This is a genomic window from Salipiger bermudensis, assembly GCF_017309175.1.
Taxonomy (GTDB): Bacteria; Pseudomonadota; Alphaproteobacteria; order Rhodobacterales; family Rhodobacteraceae; genus Salipiger; species Salipiger bermudensis.
In genome coordinates this window covers 1-18,176 of the sequence record NZ_JAEKJV010000032.1, presented here as the reverse complement: position 1 = coordinate 18,176, position 18,176 = coordinate 1, and the positions used below count along the sequence as shown (strand labels likewise).

Genomic DNA, 18,176 nt, shown 5'->3' with positions numbered 1-18,176 from the left:
TCGACATAGGCGATGGTGTAGTTCGTCAGGCCCGAGCCGGACGCGTTGCTTGCGGTGATGGCGTAGGGCGATCCGTCGACGGTGGCGGTGTCCGCCGCGCCGAGGCTGGCGAGATCGACGCTGTCGACACTGTCCTCGAACAGCAGCCCGGAGGTGGTGACCGCGGTCCCGGCGAAGGTGAAGGCCTCGCCATAGGTCTTGACCTGGTCGTCCGCGGTGATGGTGAGCGCCGCCGGATCGACGGTCATGGCGCCATCGACATAGGCGATGGTGTAGTTCGTCAGGCCCGAGCCGGACGCGTTGCTTGCGGTGATGGCGTAGGGCGATCCGTCGACGGTGGCGGTGTCCGCCGCGCCGAGGCTGGCGAGATCGACGCTGTCGACGCTGTCGCTGAACAGCAGCCCGGAGGTGGTGACCTCGGTGCCGGCGAAGGCGAAACTCTCGCCATAGGTCTTGACCTGGTCGTCCGCGGTGATGGTGAGCGCCGCCGGGTCCACCGTCATCGCGCCGTCGACATAGGCGATGGTGTAGTTCGTCAGGCCGGAGCCCGAGGCATTGCTTGCGGTGATGGCGTAGGGCGATCCGTCGACGGTGGCGGTGTCCGCCGCGCCGAGGCTGGCGAGATCGACGCTGTCGACGCTGTCGCTGAACAGCAGCCCGGAGGTGGTGACCTCGGTGCCGGCGAAGGTGAAGGCCTCGCCATAGGTCTTGACCTGGTCGTCCGCGGTGATGGTGAGCGCCGCCGGATCGACGGTCATGGCGCCATCGACATAGGCGATGGTGTAGTTCGTCAGGCCCGAGCCGGACGCGTTGCTTGCGGTGATGGCGTAGGGCGATCCGTCGACGGTGGCGGTGTCCGCCGCGCCGAGGCTGGCGAGATCGACGCTGTCGACACTGTCCTCGAACAGCAGCCCGGAGGTGGTGACCTCGGTCCCGGCGAAGGTGAAGGCCTCGCCGTAGGTCTTGACCTGGTCGTCCGCGGTGATGGTGAGCGCCGCCGGATCCACCGTCATCGCGCCATCGACATAGGCGATGGTGTAGTTCGTCAGGCCGGAGCCCGAGGCATTGCTTGCGGTGATGGCGTAGGGCGATCCATCGACGGTGGCGGTGTCCGCCGCGCCGAGGCTGGCGAGATCGACGCTGTCGACACTGTCGCTGAACAGCAGCCCGGAGGTGGTGACCTCGGTGCCGGCGAAGGTGAAGGCCTCGCCATAGGTCTTGACCTGGTCGTCCGCGGTGATGGTGAGCGGGGCGGGCGTGATCGAGTAGCTGCCGGGAAGATCGACCACGCGGTAGCTCTCGCCCAGCGTACTGGTGAGGGACGTGGTCGTGAGAGTGAAGGTGCCGGTCCCGACGTCGTCCGACGGGAAGACGAGGTCGGCGAAGAGCGGCGCGCTGTCGAGCGTGTCGCCCGACGGCGGGAAGACGTAGACCGAGGGGCCACCGGCGACGCTGCCGGTGGTGCTTGCGGTCGGGGTCTCGCCATATTGCAGGGTGACCGGGTCGGGGCGTGCGAAGACCACCTGGTCGATGCTGTAGATCGCCGGGTGGAAGCCGGTGTCGCCGGGGGCCCAGACGGTGTCGAAATCCCAGCCCGCCGCACCAGCCAGCGCGAAGAAGCCTGCGGTGTCCCGGAAGGCCGCCGTGGCAAGGCCGGTGCCGCCGTCGCTTGTGCCCTGGCCGGTGGTCTCGGTGTCCCAGTAGGCAGCGGTGATCGGCGTGGCGACGATATCGGGATCGAAGGAGAAGTTCTCTCCGATCAGACCGCCGGACAGGATCGTCCCGACGGGGGGCGGGGTGACGGGCCCCGAGGCGTAGACGCGCGACAGGCTGCCGCCGAAGGTGCGCCCGACGAAGCCGCCGATGATGCCGGTGCCGGCAGAGTTGTTGAAGGTGATGCTCACCGGCCCCTGCGCGTAGCTGTCCGAGATCAGCCCGGCTTCGTTGCCGCCGGTGTGCCCGCCTGCAAAGAGCTGCTGGACGGCGTGGTACTCCTCGACCGCGACGGTTCCCGTCGCGCCGGTCTCGGACAGGCTGCCTGCATTGACGCCGGCAAAGCCGCCGCCGAGCCCCCGAACGGTGAGAGCGAGATCGGCCACGTCGGAGGCGAGGTCCTCGGTCAGCAGCACGCTTACATCGCTGTCGGCGCGGGCATCGCTGATGCTTCCCTCGTTGCGCCCTGCAAACCCGCCCACGGCGACGTCGCCCACGAAGGTATCGCCGTAACCGCCCTGAACGTATACGGAATTCTCGGATCGCGACGTGGTGATGGTGCCCGGAAGGCCCTCGCTGGTCAGGTTGTAGCCGACGAAGCCGCCGGCGTTCAGCTCGGTATCGCCGGGGGTGATCGAGATCAGGCTGCCGGTGGTTTCGAACTCTTCGGGGTCGAAGTCGCCGACGAAGGCGGAGACGTCGCCGGTCGCTTCCGAGCCGGAGATCGTGCCGGCGTTGGCCGCCGCGAAGCCGCCGATCTGGGCCCCGACCTCGTCGGTGACGGTGGTCACAGAGAGCGTGTTGCTGGCCGAGGAGCTGCTGTCCGAGATCGTGCCGATGTTGATCCCGGCAAAGCCGCCGACAAGCCCGACGGTGTCGGCGCTGGCCGAGACCGAGCCGCCCGAGCTGGAGCCGGAGATGGCGCCGCTGTTCGATCCCACCAGCCCGCCGGCAAAGATCCGCAGTCCGGAGCCTGTGCCATCGACCGTGCCGGTGAAGGACGAGTCGGTGATGGTGCCGGTATTGATCGCGGCGAGGCCGCCGACATCGCCCCCGGCGGTGCCTTCTCCGAAATCCTGGGCGAAGCCGGTCACGTCTCCGGTCACGTCGACATCCGAGACGGAGCCTGCGTTGCTGGCGATGAGCCCGCCGGTGTTGTCGCCGGTGATGTCGACATTGGTCAGTGCCAGATCCGAGATCGACGCGGTCGCTTCCGTGGAGAAGAACAGGCCGGCGTCGGAGAACCGGTTGATGGAGAGCCCGTCGATGGTGAAGCCGTTGCCCTCGAGCGAGGCCGAGAAGCCGACCTCGGAATTGCCGATCGGGTTGAACCCCAGCGCGCCCTCGCCGAAGGCGCCCCAACCGCTGGTCGATGTGGCGTCGATGTCGTTGCCGAGGGCGAAATCGCTGTCGAGCAGGTCGAAGGAATCCATGCCTTGCAGACCGTAGGCATCGGTCAGGATGTAGGGCGCGGCGACGGTGCCGCTGCCCCCCGCGATGCGCAGGAAGCTGGCGCCGGAGCCAAGCTGGAAGTCGGTGACGGCGAAGGCTGACAGCGCCGGACCCGGCTGCCGCCACGTGCCCGAGCTCATGTTGAAATCGCGCACCACGATGCTGCCGCCCGAACCGGTCTCGATGACGCTGCCGCTGGCGCTGACGGTATCGGCGGCGATGCTGAGGTTCGAAACGTTGATAGCGCTGGTGGCGGCGAGCGTGACGGTGCCGGTGGCGTTCAGCACGAAGGCCGCGGCGGGATCGGCGTTGCCGTTGATGGCGCCGAGAATGTCGATGTTGCGGTCGGCGACAAGCTCGAAGGTGGTGCCGGTGGTCCAGTCGATATCGGCGCGAATGGTGATGTCGCCCGGATCGCTGCCACAGCACAGTTCGCTGGTGTCGAGCGTGAGGTTGCCGAGCGACAGGGCGGTCTCGACATCTGCCTCCGAGATCGTGCCGGGCACGAGAATGTCGTCAGGATCAAGCAGAAGCGTGCCGAAGTTGCCCGCGGGCGCGCGCAGATCGGTGAGGCCGGAATAGGACAACGCGCGGGCGCTCGAGACTTCCACGAAGCCGCCATTGCCGCCATGCGCGCCGCCACGGGCGCTGATGCGTCCCGAAAACTCGGTCGCGAGGTCCGACCAGATCACCGCGCGCCCACCATCGCCCTGGCCGAGCGCGTCGACGCGGATCTCGGTGCTGGCATCGACGGTGACGGTGTCGGCACGGGCGAACATGCCTGCGCCGGCGAAATCGCCTCCGATGCGGATCAGCCCGCCGCCGCCATCGCCGCTGGCGTCGATCTCGGCCCCGGCGAGCGCGATCTGCGCGCCGGTGATGTCGATGCGTCCGCCGGTGGGGCGCTGCTGCGGGCGCAGCGAGCTGGCGACCGCCTCGGCGCTGATCCGCGGCGTGCGGGTGGTGACACGGCCGCTCACCCGGACCGTGCCGCCTCCGCCGCCGCCCAGCACCACGGCGCCGTTGCGCACCGAGACCGAGCGCGCCTCGGCCACGCCCGAGAGGTTGATGGCGTTGCGCGCGGCGTTGCGCGCGGTGGCGGCCTTCATCTCGATCAGCCCGCCATCCGCCGAGACCCGGCCCGAGTTGGTGATCAGTGCGTCGGGATTGCCGTCATCCTCGGAGGGCAGGGCGACCTGCAGGAAACCGTCGCCCGAGACGTCGAGCGTCACCAGCTCGCCCGCGGCAAGGCCGATCTTGCCGAGTGGCACCACCACGGTGCCAGCATTGTCGACCCGTCCGCCGATCAGCGCCGCATAGCCGCCGCGGCCCACGGTGATCGCGCCCCTGTTGGTGACCTTTGCCGAGCGACCGTTGCCGCCATAGCGCAGGCGGCCCTGCATGAAATCGCCATCCATCACGTCGAGCGTCGAGGCCACGAAGCCACCGCCGGTCTCGACCCGGCCACTCTTGCCGATGAAGATGCCGTTGGGATTGACCAGATGCACCTGCCCGTTGGCGGTGAGACGGCCATGGATGCGGCTGTCGGCGCTGCCGGTGACGCGGTTGAGGATGGCGCTCGATGACGAGGGCTGGCGGATATCCACCGAGGCGCCCGCACCGATGGAGAAGCTGTTCCAGTTCACCACCGCCCGGTCCGAGCCTTGGGTGATGGTCATCGACTGGGCGCCGGGCGTGGCGATGCTGACATCGCCGGCCGCCACGCTGGCGCCGGTCGGCAGCTGATCGGCGGCCGCAATTGCCGGCGCGATCAGGATCAGCGTGCTGCAGAGCAGCCGCGCCTTCAGGCGGGTCTTGTTCTCAGAAGCGGAAGTTCCCCGACAGGCTGAAGCGTGTGTCGTCCGGGCCATGATCCCGTTCTCCCTTGCCAAATTCTAGTCTCAAAGAGCTTGCTCGAAATCGTGATGCCGGTTGCGAGAACAGGTCGAGCCCGAGACCATAGGCGCGGGCCTGCTCGAAGGAGTCTTCGAGCGCGGTCGGGTTCTCGATCCGTACCGCTCCGATGCCCGCGAAAATATACGGGCTCACGACGAGCGGGGTGTTCTGGAACTGGACATTGGTCGGACGCGACAGCTCGGTGCGGACGACCCAGCCGCTGTCGCCGCGCAGGCCGCCGGCATCGAAGGTCGACAGCTCTCCGGCCCCGGCGATGCTGAATTGTTCGGAGGTCAGCAGGGGCTCCCCGAACGAGGTCTGGAAGCGCCCGATCAGGCTGAGTGAAACATCCTCACCAAGCGCCCGACGATGCGTGACCGAGCCGCTGAGCTTGGTGAAGGTGGCATCGGCATCGGCCCGCGACAGCGGCGTGTCGCCGCTGGCGTCGCTCTCGGTGCGGGCCCCGAGCGTGTCGAGTCCCTGCGACAGCAGCAGCGCGGCCTCGGAGAAGGCGCCGTCCTCGTGGGTGTAGGTCACGTTGACCCCGGCGCGCAGCACGGTCAGCCGGTCTTCGTAGATCTCGATGCCGCCGTCGATCAGTTCCTGCCGGTCGATCGCATGGTCGAGCATCATCTGCGTCGTGAGGTTGAGCTGGCGCGAGCGGATCCACGGATAGATCAGGCGCAGCGAGTGGCGGTCGAAATCCGAGCGGGTGGGGATGTCGTCAGTATCGGGCGTGGTGTCGGCGCTGGTGTACTCGTAGTTGAGCGCGAGCCCCGAGCTGCCCAGCGGCACCACCACGCCGGCGGCGAGGATACGATAGGTCGGATCGGCCGAAAACACCTGGTCCGGCGTCGCCGAAACCCGGCCATAGATCGTCTCGCCGAACTTGAGCGGGCTGTTGAACTCGACACCGGCGTTGAGGGTGAACCCGCCCAGATCGTCGGGGGCGAAATTGTCGAATCCCGTGAAACCGGTGACCTTCTGGAATTCAGGGTCGAGCGCGATCACCGTGCCGCCGGGCTGCTGGCCGGTGGTCAGCGCCGATCCGAGCGCCACGCCCGCCACGTCACCCGAGAGCAGGAGCTGCCGCTCGAGCTCGGTCAGGGTCACGCCGGGGCGGTCGACGAGCGGCGCGGTCAGCGCCTCGATGCGCGGACGCACCTCGGGCGGCACCTGCGATGTGTCCACCGCCTCGACGAAGCCGTTGATCACGCCGACCGAAAGCACGCCGCCATCGCGCAGGCTCTGCTGCGGCAGCACCACGCGGGCCAGCACATAGCCCGCCTGCGCATAGGCGGCCTCGAGATCGGCGGTGGCCTCGAAGATCTCCGACACCGGGATGCGCCCGCCGGTCAGGCGGCGTTCGAGCGCGGTATTGGCCTCGGCCATCTGCGGCAGGCCGCCATCGAGCGACACGCCCGAGAGGGTGATGCCGATCTGCTCGGCCCCGGGAGGCGCCTGCGTGCCGGTGGCACCGGAGAACACAACCGAGCCTTGCAGGTTCTGCAGCTGTGGCTGGAAGCTTTCGGGAGTGACCTGACTTGCGGTCTGGGCAGGGGCTGCGGCGGGCAGGCAAAGCGCACCCGCAGTCAGCACCGACAGGGCGGTTCGCACGGTCGGCGTGCGCGTCGACGTCACCTGGTCTCCTCCGGACATGGCGGCGCTGCTCCTCCAAAATGGACAAATCAATGGGATTAACCTTACCCAAGGTCAGCGGAATGTCTAAACATTCTTGGTCGGTAGGCGAAGATTGGTGCAATCCGCGGTTGATCGCCGTGGCGCGCGGCGTTGGCATCGCAGGGCTGCGTTGGCGTCAAGCCTTCTCCTTGCCGCCCGCCTTGCGTATGTCTGGCTCTGGGCCGGTGCTGCCGACCCGCCGACCGCAAGGACCGAGGATTCGATGACCGACCTGTTCGATGCCGCCCCCCGCGAGGGACATGTGCCGCTCGCCGCCGCGCTGCGGCCCGAAACCCTCGACGATGTCATCGGCCAGCCGGCGATCACCGCCGAGGGTTCGATCCTGCGACGCCGGATCAAGGCAGGCGCGTTGGGCAGCCTGATCCTCTACGGCCCGCCGGGCATCGGCAAGACCACCATCGCCCGCGCCGTGGGCACGATGCTGGGCAAGGAGTTCCGCCCGTTGCACGCCACCCGCGACGGGGTGAAGGAGTTGCGCAAGATCGCCGACGAGGCGCGCATCCGCCCGCTGCTGATCTTCGTTGACGAGGTGCACCGCTTCTCGGCCACGCAGGCCGATGACCTGCTGTCGATCTGCGAGGAGGGCACGGCGGATTTCGTCGGCGCCACCACTGGCAACCCCTATCACGCGCTGCCGCCGGCGCTGGTGTCGCGCTCGACGATTCTCAAGCTCGAGCCGATGAGTCTCGAGGATATGGAGCAGGTGGTGCGGCGCGGCATCGATCACCTTCACAGCACCGGTCTGGATGTCGAGATGACGCCCGAGCAGGTGCGGCTGGTGGCAGGGCGGTCTGGCGGTGATGCGCGCCGGGCGCTGACCACGCTCGAGAGCCTCGCCGTGGGCCACCCGGGCGGGCGCATCGAGATCACCGAGGCGATGCTCGAAGAGGCCTACGCCTCGGCGGCGATCAACCATGACCGTTCGGGGGATCAGCATTACGACGTGGTCTCTGCCTTCGTGAAATCCATGCGCGGCTCGGACCCGGACGCGACGCTCTACTGGTTGGCGCGGATGATCCACGCCGGAGAGGACCCGCGCTATATCGCGCGGCGCATCATGATCCACGCCTCCGAGGATGTCGGGCTGGCCGACAACACCGCGCTGCAGACCGCGGTCGCCGCCGCCACGGCGGTCGAGAAGATCGGCTACCCGGAGGCCCGTATCATCCTTGCCCACGCGGCGCTGCACGTGGCGCGCGCGCCCAAGTCGAACTCGGCCTGCCGGGGCATCGGCGCGGCGCTGGCGGCGGTCGAGCAGGGGGCCCCGGCACTGGTGCCGAAGCACCTGCGCGATGCGCATTATGCCGGGGCGGCCAAGCTCGGGCACGTGGGCTACCAATTCCCGCATGACGATCCGCGCGGCTGGGTCGAGCAGGAGTACGTTCCAGGGCTGAAACCCGGCAGCCTCTATCAGAGCGACGCCCGCGGCGGCGCCACCTTCGAGGCCCGCGCCGACCAGTTCTGGGAGTCCGTGACGGGCAGGAAGGTTCCGGGGACGTTTTCGTGAGCCGCGCCGCGGGCCGGGTCGGCTGGATCGATCTGGCGCGGGTGGCGGCGCTGGCGGGCATGGTTGTCTTCCACTTCGCCCGAGATCTCGAGATATTCGGCCTTGTGCCACACGGCCTGACGATGAGCGGCGGCTGGGCGCTGTTCGCCCGGCTTGTGGCGGGCAGTTTCGTGTTCCTGTCGGGGATGAGCCTGGTGCTGGCCCATGGCGCGGGTCTGCGCTGGGGCGCGTGGCGGCGACGCTTCCTGATGATCGTCGGGGCGGCGGGTCTCGTGAGCCTTGCGACCTACGCCGCCTTCCCGCAGCGCTTCGTCTATTTCGGCATCCTGCACAGCATCGCCGCCGCGAGCCTGATCGGCCTCGCGGTCCTGCGCCTGCCCGCATGGGGGATGGCGCTGACGGGCGCCGCTGTCGCAGCGCTGCACCTGACGATCGGGCGGGCGCTCTTCGATAGTGTGTGGCTGGCATGGACCGGGCTGAGCAGCACCGTTCGACCGTCGCTGGATTTCCTGCCGCTGGTGCCGTGGCTCGCGCCGTTCCTTTTCGGCATGGCGCTGGCCCGCGCGGTGGATCTTCGCGCGCTGCCCGCGCTGCACCTGCCGGCGGCGCTCACATGGATCAGCCGGCATAGCCTGTCGGTCTATCTCGTGCACCAGCCGGTGCTGCTTGGGGTGATCTGGCTCGCAACGCGCCTCGGTTGAGCCGGGAAGAGCGGCTGAGCCGGGAAGAGCGGTAGCCTCAGATCACGCAGTCGCGCGCCTCGAGCTCCTGCACTGGATCGTCGGGCGCGCAGGGTTCGCCGGACAGCGGATAGCTGTCGTGACCTTCGCAGGCGCCGAGGGCGAAAAGGGCGGCAAGCGCCAGTATCATGGCAAGGGGTTTCATGGCTTCGTCTCCTCCACTTGGGCGGCTCCGAGCCTCGCGCGCCACAGCTTCGGGGTCGCTGTGCCAAGTCTACGCCTGTGCGAGCGCCAATGCGATGGTTTTCTTCGCCTCTTGCCTGCCCGGAGCGCTTGACAGACCCGGGCGCGCGGGGCCTTAGCTGCCAGCCATGTTCGGCTTCAAGGATATCGAGATCATCCGATCCGTGGTGCGCCACGGCGGGTTTCGCGCGGCGGCGGATGCCACCGGATTGGCGCAGTCGGCGATCTCGCGCCGCATTCGCCATCTCGAGGATCGCATGGGCATCACCATCTTCGAGCGCGCCGGGCGCGGCGTGCGGCTCAGCGCCACCGGGCGCCGGCTCTGCGACGAGGCCGAGATGCTGATCGCGCAGCGCGACCGCATCCTCGAGGAGCTGACGCAGGGGGTGATGGCCGGCGTTGTGCGCCTTGGCGTGGCCGAGACCATGACCCACACGCTGCTGCCGCGCATGTTGACCACCCTGCGCGCCCGTCACCCGATGCTGCGGTTCGAAATCTCGGTCGATACCTCGGAACAGATGGGCCAGGCGCTGCGCGACGATGCGCTCGACGTGGTGATCATGCTGCGCGACCAGGCGCCGCGCGGCATCGCGCTGACGCCGCTGCCGCCGGTGCGCATGGGCTGGTTCGTCTCGCCAGAGCATTTCACCCTGCCGAGCCCCGCGGGGATCGACGACCTTGCGGCGCTGCCCATCGTCTCCTTCCCGAAGACGACGATCCCGCACCGGCAGGTGCTCGAGGTGATGACCGCGGGCCGGCGCAAGCCGGCGACCGTGCACGGTTCCGCCTCGCTCGCGACGATGGTGAACCTCGTGCAGCAGGGATTCGGCATCGGGACGATTCCGCATGACATCGTCGAGGCCTGGCCGCAGACCATGCTGCAGGAGATCGATGTTCTGCCCGAGGCGAACCTGCCGCGGCTCGAGTTCGTGATCTGCCATGATCCTGAAAGAAATGAAGAAATCGGTCGCGAGGTGACGCGGGCGGCGGTCGAGGCTGGGTGCGACTGATCTGCTGAGAAGATCAGTTGTGATTGAAATCGAACTATTGATCTAATCGGTCACTCTGCGGAATGCTCTGGGGAACTGGAGAATTGCCATGACCGATCAAATCCGCGCCATCTCGTCTCCCAAGGAATTGCGTGCCCGCATCCGCGAGGGCCGTTTCACCGGGCCCACCGCCGGGCATGGCGGCGAGGCGCTGCAGGCCAACCTCGTGATGCTGCGGGGAGAGGACGCGCAGGAGTTCCTGCGCTTCTGTCAGGCCAACCCGCGCCCCTGTCCGCTGCTGGCGGTGGGAGAGCCGGGCGATCCGTCGCTGCCGAGCCTGGGCGATATCGACCTGCGCCACGACGTGCCGCGCTACCGGGTGTGGCGCGATGGCGAACTGGTGGCCGAGCCCACCGACATCGCAGACCTCTGGACCGACGACATGGTGTCCTTCGGGCTGGGCTGCTCGTTCAGCTTCGAGGATGCGCTGACCCGGGCGGGCATTCCGGTCCGCCATCAGGACGCCGGACGCAACGTGCCGATGTATCGCACCAACCTCGCGACCCGGCCCGCCGGCCGGTTCTCTGGGCCGCTGGTCGTCAGCCTGCGGGCGATGCCCGCCGCCGACGCCATCGAGGCGATCTCGATCTGCGGGCGGTTTCCGCTGGCGCATGGCGCGCCGGTCCATATCGGTGATCCGGCCCAGATCGGCATCGAGGACATTCACACGCCCGATTACGGCGATGCGCCCGATATCCGTCCCGGCGATATCCCCGTGTTCTGGGCCTGCGGGGTGACGCCTCAGGCGGCGATCACCACCGCGAAACCCGCCCTCGCGATCACCCACGCGCCGGGTCACATGCTGGTCACCGACATCCCGTCGAGCCACGCAGAACGCCGCCTCACCGGGGTTCACCCGGCCTGAGGCACTTCACGGTCAGACGAAAAAGACCAACACCAACAGGAGACTCCCCATGAAAAAGACCATGATGACCGCAATGACCGCCGCGCTGCTGGCCGGTCCTGCGCTCGCACAGGAAGAGCTTGCCGTTGTCGGCAGCTGGTCCAGCCTGCCGCTCTACAAGCAGTTCACCACCCCGTTCTGGACCGAGGAACTCTCGGAGATGACCGGCGGCGCCTTCACCGCGCAGCTGACCAGCTTCGATCAGATGGGCATCGCGGGCGCAGACGTCTACCGCATGCTGGGCGACGGCGTTTTCCATGTCGGCCAGACCGTGGCCGACTACACCGTGGGCGACGCGCCCGAGCTCGAGGGGCTCGACGTGCCGCTCGTAGCCACCACCGCCGACGAGGCGCAGGCGATGGTCGAGGCGGCCCGCCCGATGGTCGACGATATCATGCGTGACCGTTTCAACTCGGAAGTGCTGGGCATCGCGCCTTACCCGCCGCAGATCGTGTTCTGCAAGGGCGAGATCGGCTCCCTTGCGGATCTCGAGGGCAAGAAGGTGCGCGGCTCGGGGCGCATGACCACCAAGCTGCTCGAGGCGCTGGGCGCCGAGGGCATCAACATCGCCTTTTCGGAAGTGCCGGGCTCGCTGCAGCGCGGGGTGATCGACTGCGCCGTGACCGGTGCCGGCTCGGGCTACTCCGCCGGCTGGTGGGAAGTCTCCGACCACCTGCTGACGCTGCCGCTGGGCGGCTGGGATCCGGTCGTCATCGCGATGAACGGCGATGCCTTTGACGGCCTATCGGCCGAAGACCAGGAGAGCCTGAAGGCCGCTGTGACCGAAGGTCTGGCGGACAAGGCCTGGGCCGCGGCGCAGGGCGGTCTCGAGAACGACATCGCGTGCCTGACCGGGCAGGGCGAATGCACCTCGGGCGAGTCGGCCTCCATGACTCTGGTCGAGGCCTCCGAGGAAGACATGGCCACCGCGCGTGAAGCGCTCGAGACCGAAGTGCTGCCCGAATGGGCCGAGCGCGCCGGTGCCGAGTGGGCAACCCGCTGGAACGACACCGTCGGCGCCACCGTCGGCGTGACCGTTCCGGTTTCGGAATAAGGGGCGCCAGCGTGAGCCGCATCGAAACACTGGAAGGCGCGCTGCGGCGCGCCAACCGCCTCGTGGCGCTGGTTCTCGGCGTGGCGCTGGTGGGCACCGTCCTGTTCGTCCTGATCGACGTGATCGGGCGCAAGACCGGCTGGGGCTCGCTTGGCGGCTCCGACGAGATCTCGGGCTACGTCATGGCCGCGGTGGCAAGCTGGGGCCTGTCCTGTGCGCTGCTCGACCGCGCCCATGTGCGCATCGACCTGATCCGGCAGAAGCTCAATGACACTGGGCAGGGGCTGATGGACATCTTCGCGATGATCGTCACCAACGGCGTGGTGCTGCTGATCGCCTACCAGTGCTGGCCGGTGCTGCAGAAGACCATCGAGCGCGGCTCGCGGGCCAACACCCCGCTCGAGACACCGCTCTGGATCCCGCAGGGCATCTGGTTCGCGGGCTGGGCGTGGTTCGCCCTGAGCGCCACAGCGCTGAGCCTCATCGGCATCGCCTATTTCGCGCGCGGCAAGCGGGCACAACTGGCCAACACCATCGGCCTCGGCTCGGAGCTTGACCAATGATCTGGACGGTTGCCGCCTCTCTTCTCGGGCTCATGGCCCTGTCGATCCCGGTGGGGATCGTGCTCTTCATCCTCGGCATCGGGGTGGGCGAGTTCTATTCCGCCTTCCCGCTGCTGCGCGGGCTGGGGCAGGTCGTGTGGTCGTCCTCCTCCTCCTCGACGCTGATCGCCGTGCCGCTCTTCGTGCTGCTGGGCGAGATCCTCGTCCGCGGCGGCGTTGCCGCGCGCACCTATGCCGCGCTCGACAAATGGCTGAGCTGGCTGCCCGGCGGGCTGATCCATGCCAACATCGCCACCGCGACGATGTTCTCGGCCACGTCGGGCTCGTCGGTCGCGACCGCCGCCACCGTGGCCACCGTCGCCATGCCGCAAGCGGAAAAGCTGAAATACGATCCCAAGCTGTTCTCGGGCGCCATCGCCGCCGGCGGCACGCTGGGCATCCTGATCCCGCCCTCGATCAACCTGATCGTCTACGGCTTTCTCACCGAGACCTCGATCCCGCAGCTGTTCTCGGCCGGTCTCGTGCCCGGCATCCTGATGGCGCTGGCCTTCGTCGTCGTCACCGCGCTGATCTGCAAGGCACGCCCCGCGCTCGGCGGCCCCTCGCGCAGCTTTACCTGGGGCGAGCGTCTGCGCAGCCTCGTGCAACTGGTGCCGATCATCATCCTTTTCGTGGTGGTCATCGGTTCGATCTACGCCGGCTGGGCGACACCCACCGAATCCGCCGCAATCGGCGTGGTGATCGCGGCGTTGATCGCCATCACGCTCGGCAACGGGCTGGGGCTTGCCACCATCGCCGAGGCGCTGCACGGCACGATCCGGATCTCGGCGATGATCATGCTGGTGATTGCCGGCGCCTATTTCCTCAACTTCGCCATGACCTCGGCGGGGCTGGGTCGGGCGCTGACCGAGCTGCTCGAGAACACCGGCCTGTCGCCGCTGGGCACGCTGCTGCTGGTGGTGCTGCTCTACCTCATCCTCGGCTTCTTCATCGAGACGCTGTCGCTGATGGTCGCCACCATCCCGATCATCGTGCCGATCATCGCGGGGCTGGGCTATGACAAGGTCTGGTTCGGCGTGCTGATGATCGTGCTGATCGAGATGGCGCTGATCACCCCGCCGGTGGGCCTCAACCTCTTCGTGGTGCAAAGCGCCCGCGCCAAGGGCTCGATGAACGAGGTGATCCTCGGGGTCATTCCCTTCGTGCTGGTCATGCTCTGCATGGTCGCGCTGCTGATCGCGGTGCCGGGCCTCGCGCTCTGGCTGCCCTCCATCCTCTGACAGGAGTTCACAAGATGACCCTTTCGTTCCGCGTCAACGGCGCGCCGCTGCCGCTTGACCTGACGCACCTGATCGTCGCTGGCTGGACCGGGCGCGACGCCGACGCCATCGCCCACCACATCGCCGAGCTGGCGGAGCTGGGCGTGCCCGCCCCCTCGGACACGCCCCTTTACTACAGGGTGTCGGCACCGCTGTTGACCGACGCGCCGCTGATCGAGGCGGTGGGCGGGGCGTCGTCCGGCGAGGTCGAGCCGCTGATCGTCGAGGCCGAGGGCAAGCGCTACCTCGGCCTTGCCTCGGACCACACCGACCGCGCGCTCGAGGCGCATTCGGTGGCGATGTCCAAGCAGGTCTGCGCCAAGCCCTGTGCGCTGGAGCTCTGGGAGTGGGACGAGGTCGCCGACCGTGTGGAAGAGATCGAGCTGGAAAGCTGGATCGAAGAGGGTGGCGACTGGGTGCCGTACCAGTCGGGCACCATCGCCTCGATCCGCCCGCTGACCGAACTGATCGCGGGAAGCCGCCTGTCCGAGCTCGCAAAGGACGGCCCCGTGGCCATGCTCTGCGGCACCTTCGGCGCCAAGGGCGGCGTGCGCCCGGCGGCGAAGTTCCGGATGCAGATGCGCGACCCCAAGACCGGCCGCAGCATCACCCATGAATACGAGACCCGCACCCTGCCGGAGGTCGCATGAGCACGGAATTCCTGAGCAAGGTCGACGCGGCCATCGCCCGCGCGCAGGCGCTGCCTCAGGCCGAGCGCCGCGCCATCTTCACCGCCTTCTCGCCCGAGCGCATCCGTGCCGAGGCGCAGGCGCTGCAGGTGCGCAAGGACGCGGGCGAGGATCTGCCGCTCTTCGGAACGCTGGTCTCGGTCAAGGATCTCTATGACGAGGCGGGCGAGGTCACGGGCGCGGGCTCGCGCCTGCTGGCCGAACGCGAACCGGCCACGCACGACTGCGCCTCGGTGGCCAAGCTGAAGCAGGCCGGTGCGCTGATGTTCGGGCGCAGCTCGATGTCGGAATTCGCCTATTCCGGCGTTGGCCTCAATCCGCACCACGGCACACCCTCCTCGGCTATGGTGCAGGGCGGCATGCCCGGCGGCTCGAGCTCGGGCGCGGCGGTCTGCGTCGGGCTGGGGCTCACGGATGCGGCCATCGGCACCGACACCGGCGGCTCGCTGCGCATCCCAGCCGCAGCCAACGGCATCTGGGGCTTCAAGCCGAGCCAGGGGCTGATCGACGATTCCGGCGTGCATCCGCTCGCCCCCACATATGATGTGCCCGGCCCCATGGCCGAGAGCCTGCCGCTGACCCGCGCGTTGGCCGAGGTCATGGCGGGGCAGGGGCTCTCGGCCTCGGCCCCCGACACGCTGCGCCTTGCGATTCCTGCCGGTGCCTTCACCGACGGGCTCTCGTCGGAGGTGGCGGCGCTTTTCGAGGCCGAGAAGGCGCGGCTCATGGAGATGGGCCACGAGTTGGTGCCGGTCGACATGTCCGCCATCGGGGCCGCTGTCGGTCTCAACAAGATCATCGTCTCGGTCGAGGCGCACCGGATCTACGCCGATGATATCGATCGGCTCGAAGAGGTCGGCGACCCGCGCGTGCTGTCGCGCATCCGCTTCGCCGAGACCCTCTCGGACGCCGAGATCGCAGCGGCCTATGACAAGCGCGCCGCCATCGTGGCGCAGTTCAACGCCGCGATGGAAGGACTGGACGCGCTGGTCGCACCGACACTCATGCGCCTGCCGCCGAGCATCGCCGAGGTCGAGGCCGAGTTCGACCGGCTCAACATGGAGATGCTGCGCAACACGTCTTTGGTGAACCTTGTCGATGGCTGTGCACTCGCGATGCCGACGCCGGGGCTGACGCCCGCGTTCTCCATGACCATGCTGGTCGGGGTGAAAGGCGCGGATGCCGCGCTCTTCGCCATCGCCGAGCGGCTTACCGCGTGAGCGTCATGACCGACACGCGCGCCCTCGACCCGGAGGTGCTGCCCGTTGGTCTCGACGGCTACCTCGTGCGCTTCGCGCTCACCCCGGAGCCCGCGGCGATGACCGCGGCCCGGCGCTTTGCCACCCGCCTCGAAGAGGCCACGCGCGAAGGCGTTGTCGAGATCGCCGCCGCGCTGGTCTCGGTGCTGGTACGGTTCGAGCCCTCCGTGGATCGGGCCGCGCTGCAAACGCATCTCAAAGGCATCGCGGACGAGATCGTCTCCGGCCCGCTCGATCTGCCCGCGCCCACCCGCCGCTGGACCGTCCCCGTCGCCTTTGGCGGCGAGGAGGGGCCACAACTGGCACAGGCCGCGAAGGCGGCGGGCCTGACCGAGACACAGGCGGTGGATGAGATCTGCGCCGCCGACCTGCGCGTGCTCACCATCGGCTTCGCCCCCGGCCAGCCCTATATCGGCCTGATGCCCGAGCACTGGAACCTGCCGCGCATGTCCGAGCTCAATCCGTCGGTCCCGGCGGGTGCGCTGGTGGTGGCAGTGCGCCAGTTCGTGCTCTTCGGCGCCGAGTCGGCCACAGGCTGGCAACAGGTCGGCCGCGCCTCCTTCCGCACCTTCGTGCCGGAGCGCGCCGAACCGATGCCACTGCGGGGCGGTGACGCCATCCGCTTTGCGAAAGCTTCCGCCGACGAGATCGCGCGCCTTTCCGAGGACAACGACCGCATGGGCGGCGCCCAGCTGGAGGTGCTGCGATGACCGCGCTCACCGTCAAACGCGCCGACGGCATCCTTACCGTGCAGGACATGGGCCGCCCCGGCCATCTGGCGCAGGGGCTCTCCCGTGGCGGCGCCATGGACCGGCGCGCGCTGCTCGAGGCCGCCGCGCTGCTTGGCGCCCGCGCACCGCTTGCGGCGATCGAGATGGCTGGCGCCGGAGGGCAGTTCTCCGTCGATGCCCCGACCCGCATTGCCCTGACCGGTGCGCCGATGAGCGCGACACTCGACGGTGAGGCGCTGCGCTGGAACGCCACGCATCTGCTGCAGCCCGGCCAGCTTCTGCAGATTGGCGGCGCGCGCTCGGGCGTTTACGGTTACCTCACCGCCGCCGGGGGGATCACCTCCGAGCCCTGGCTCGAAAGCCGCGCCACCCATCTGAGCATTGGCATCGGCACCCCGCTCGCGGCCGGGGATGCGCTTCCCTGCGGTGATGATCCCGCGCCCGAGCGCCCGGCCCACGGGCTCGCCCCTGAAAGCCGCTTCGACGGCGGCACCATCCGGGTGGTCGACGGGCCGCACACGGCGCTCTTCGATGCTGACGTGCTCGAGGCTTTCTACGCCACCGCCTTTACCCGTGGCCCGCGCGGCAACCGGCAGGGCGTGCAACTCGCGGCCGAGGCGCGCTTCACGACCGATCACGCCAAGGGGCTGGCCTCGGACCTGATCGGCCCGGGCGATCTCCAGATGACCGGCGACGGGGTGCCCTACGTGCTGATGGCCGAGTGCCAGACCGTCGGCGGCTACCCCCGCATCGGCACAGTGCTCCCCGCCGATCTGCCGATCGTGGCGCAGGCGGCACCGGGGGCAATCCTGCGTCCACGCCGGGTGTCGCTCGACGAGGCGCTGGCGGTGGCACGCCCGGAAGAGGCAGAGCTGCGCGATTTGGCCGGGCGCTGCGCACCGCTGGTGCGTGATCCGGCCACGATTCACGACCTCCTCTCCTACCAGCTGGTGAGCGGGGTCACCGCCGGTGACGATCTCGACCGGGGCTGAGCCACCGCGACCCATGAGCAAAGAGCACCAGCAAGAAGGGGCGGGGCCTGCGAGACCCCGCCCTTTTCACGAGTCGGACCGGGGCAGGGGGCGTTGCGACCGAGTCAGCGTGGCAGGGGGGCGGTGAGTCTCCCAAACATGTGCACATAAAGTTGGATTACATGGGTGTTCTGTGCGCGCAGCGCCCGAAAGGGGAGGGGGAAGTCCGATGAAACCGCCCTGACAGAGGCAGGGATAGGGGCGCAGAGAAGAAAATCGAGAAAAATCGGATTTCTTCGCAGAAAGTGCTTGCGGCTCCCCGGCGCTATCCGTAAAAGCCCCTTCACCGGCGGCGCTGAGGCGCACGACGGGGCGCCAGACGGGGCGGCAGCGAGGCGGAGACGCGGAGCTGACGCAGACGAGGCGGCAAGACATTCGAGAGGTA

At 68.4% G+C, this 18,176-nt stretch carries 14 protein-coding genes; 11 read left to right on the top strand and 3 right to left on the bottom strand.

Translation table 11 applies throughout. The features are described from left to right. Positions 1-5,036 (bottom strand): MBG domain-containing protein (locus JF542_RS23865; RefSeq protein ID WP_207077674.1); only part of this gene is annotated, 5,036 nt, incomplete at its 3' end. Then, positions 4,987-6,720 carry a ShlB/FhaC/HecB family hemolysin secretion/activation protein gene (locus JF542_RS23860; RefSeq protein ID WP_207077673.1) on the bottom strand — a complete coding sequence of 578 codons (1,734 nt, stop codon included), beginning with the start codon at positions 6,718-6,720 and terminating at the stop codon, positions 4,987-4,989. The genes JF542_RS23860 and JF542_RS23865, both read right to left, overlap by 50 nt. Before the next feature lie 244 nt (positions 6,721-6,964). Between JF542_RS23860 and JF542_RS23855 the strand changes: the two genes are divergently transcribed. Both JF542_RS23855 and JF542_RS23850 read left to right on the top strand, forming a co-directional pair. Continuing rightward, the gene (locus JF542_RS23855) at positions 6,965-8,269 is read left to right on the top strand and encodes a replication-associated recombination protein A (RefSeq protein ID WP_207077672.1); all 1,305 of its coding nucleotides are present in this window, start codon (positions 6,965-6,967) and stop codon (positions 8,267-8,269) included. Continuing rightward, positions 8,266-8,970 carry a heparan-alpha-glucosaminide N-acetyltransferase domain-containing protein gene (locus tag JF542_RS23850; protein ID WP_207077671.1) on the top strand — a complete coding sequence of 235 codons (705 nt, stop codon included), beginning with the start codon at positions 8,266-8,268 and terminating at the stop codon, positions 8,968-8,970. Before JF542_RS23855 ends, JF542_RS23850 begins: the two co-directional genes overlap by 4 nt. A gap of 37 nt (positions 8,971-9,007) precedes the next feature. On the opposite strand, the gene JF542_RS23845 is transcribed toward JF542_RS23850, so the two are convergent. Then, entirely contained in the window at positions 9,008-9,154 is a 147-nt protein-coding gene (locus JF542_RS23845) for a hypothetical protein (RefSeq protein WP_007791722.1), read from the bottom strand. 166 nt (positions 9,155-9,320) lie between these two features. On the opposite strand from JF542_RS23845, the gene JF542_RS23840 reads away from it, so the two are divergent. From JF542_RS23840 to JF542_RS23800, 9 genes are all read left to right on the top strand, one after another. After that, a complete protein-coding gene (locus tag JF542_RS23840; RefSeq protein ID WP_007791720.1) occupies positions 9,321-10,202 on the top strand; it encodes a LysR family transcriptional regulator in 882 nt (293 codons plus the stop codon). A gap of 88 nt (positions 10,203-10,290) precedes the next feature. After that, positions 10,291-11,106, top strand: a complete 816-nt coding sequence (locus tag JF542_RS23835) for a putative hydro-lyase (protein ID WP_207077670.1) — start codon at positions 10,291-10,293, stop codon at positions 11,104-11,106. A 49-nt stretch (positions 11,107-11,155) separates the two neighbouring features. Next, positions 11,156-12,199 (top strand): TRAP transporter substrate-binding protein, encoded by a 1,044-nt coding sequence (locus JF542_RS23830; RefSeq protein ID WP_207077669.1) that lies wholly within the window; start codon positions 11,156-11,158, stop codon positions 12,197-12,199. 11 nt (positions 12,200-12,210) lie between these two features. Further along, positions 12,211-12,762 (top strand): TRAP transporter small permease subunit, encoded by a 552-nt coding sequence (locus JF542_RS23825; protein WP_007791713.1) that lies wholly within the window; start codon positions 12,211-12,213, stop codon positions 12,760-12,762. Continuing rightward, positions 12,759-14,042, top strand: a complete 1,284-nt coding sequence (locus JF542_RS23820) for a TRAP transporter large permease (protein WP_207077668.1) — start codon at positions 12,759-12,761, stop codon at positions 14,040-14,042. The genes JF542_RS23825 and JF542_RS23820 overlap by 4 nt, the downstream gene beginning before the upstream one ends. A gap of 14 nt (positions 14,043-14,056) precedes the next feature. Continuing rightward, on the top strand, positions 14,057-14,731 hold the full coding sequence (locus tag JF542_RS23815; RefSeq protein WP_207077667.1) for a DUF2848 domain-containing protein: 675 nt from the start codon (positions 14,057-14,059) through the stop codon (positions 14,729-14,731). After that, positions 14,728-15,990 carry an amidase gene (locus tag JF542_RS23810; protein ID WP_207077666.1) on the top strand — a complete coding sequence of 421 codons (1,263 nt, stop codon included), beginning with the start codon at positions 14,728-14,730 and terminating at the stop codon, positions 15,988-15,990. The genes JF542_RS23815 and JF542_RS23810 overlap by 4 nt, the downstream gene beginning before the upstream one ends. Positions 15,991-15,995: 5 nt before the next feature. Further along, positions 15,996-16,739 carry a 5-oxoprolinase subunit B family protein gene (locus JF542_RS23805; protein ID WP_207077665.1) on the top strand — a complete coding sequence of 248 codons (744 nt, stop codon included), beginning with the start codon at positions 15,996-15,998 and terminating at the stop codon, positions 16,737-16,739. Next, the gene (locus JF542_RS23800; RefSeq protein WP_207077664.1) at positions 16,736-17,752 is read left to right on the top strand and encodes a 5-oxoprolinase subunit C family protein; all 1,017 of its coding nucleotides are present in this window, start codon (positions 16,736-16,738) and stop codon (positions 17,750-17,752) included. The genes JF542_RS23805 and JF542_RS23800 overlap by 4 nt, the downstream gene beginning before the upstream one ends. Positions 17,753-18,176 lie beyond the last annotated feature (424 nt).

What these genes read in the sequence shown, in the direction of transcription:
- JF542_RS23805 (WP_207077665.1), top strand. Translation starts at nt 15,996, where the DNA reads ATGACCGACACGCGCGCCCTCGACCCGGAGGTGCTGCCCGTTGGTCTC.
- JF542_RS23860 (WP_207077673.1), bottom strand. Translation starts at nt 6,720, where the DNA reads ATGTCCGGAGGAGACCAGGTGACGTCGACGCGCACGCCGACCGTGCGA.
- JF542_RS23840 (WP_007791720.1), top strand. Translation starts at nt 9,321, where the DNA reads ATGTTCGGCTTCAAGGATATCGAGATCATCCGATCCGTGGTGCGCCAC.
- JF542_RS23815 (WP_207077667.1), top strand. Translation starts at nt 14,057, where the DNA reads ATGACCCTTTCGTTCCGCGTCAACGGCGCGCCGCTGCCGCTTGACCTG.
- JF542_RS23820 (WP_207077668.1), top strand. Translation starts at nt 12,759, where the DNA reads ATGATCTGGACGGTTGCCGCCTCTCTTCTCGGGCTCATGGCCCTGTCG.
- JF542_RS23800 (WP_207077664.1), top strand. Translation starts at nt 16,736, where the DNA reads ATGACCGCGCTCACCGTCAAACGCGCCGACGGCATCCTTACCGTGCAG.
- JF542_RS23835 (WP_207077670.1), top strand. Translation starts at nt 10,291, where the DNA reads ATGACCGATCAAATCCGCGCCATCTCGTCTCCCAAGGAATTGCGTGCC.
- JF542_RS23810 (WP_207077666.1), top strand. Translation starts at nt 14,728, where the DNA reads ATGAGCACGGAATTCCTGAGCAAGGTCGACGCGGCCATCGCCCGCGCG.
- JF542_RS23855 (WP_207077672.1), top strand. Translation starts at nt 6,965, where the DNA reads ATGACCGACCTGTTCGATGCCGCCCCCCGCGAGGGACATGTGCCGCTC.
- JF542_RS23830 (WP_207077669.1), top strand. Translation starts at nt 11,156, where the DNA reads ATGAAAAAGACCATGATGACCGCAATGACCGCCGCGCTGCTGGCCGGT.
- JF542_RS23845 (WP_007791722.1), bottom strand. Translation starts at nt 9,154, where the DNA reads ATGAAACCCCTTGCCATGATACTGGCGCTTGCCGCCCTTTTCGCCCTC.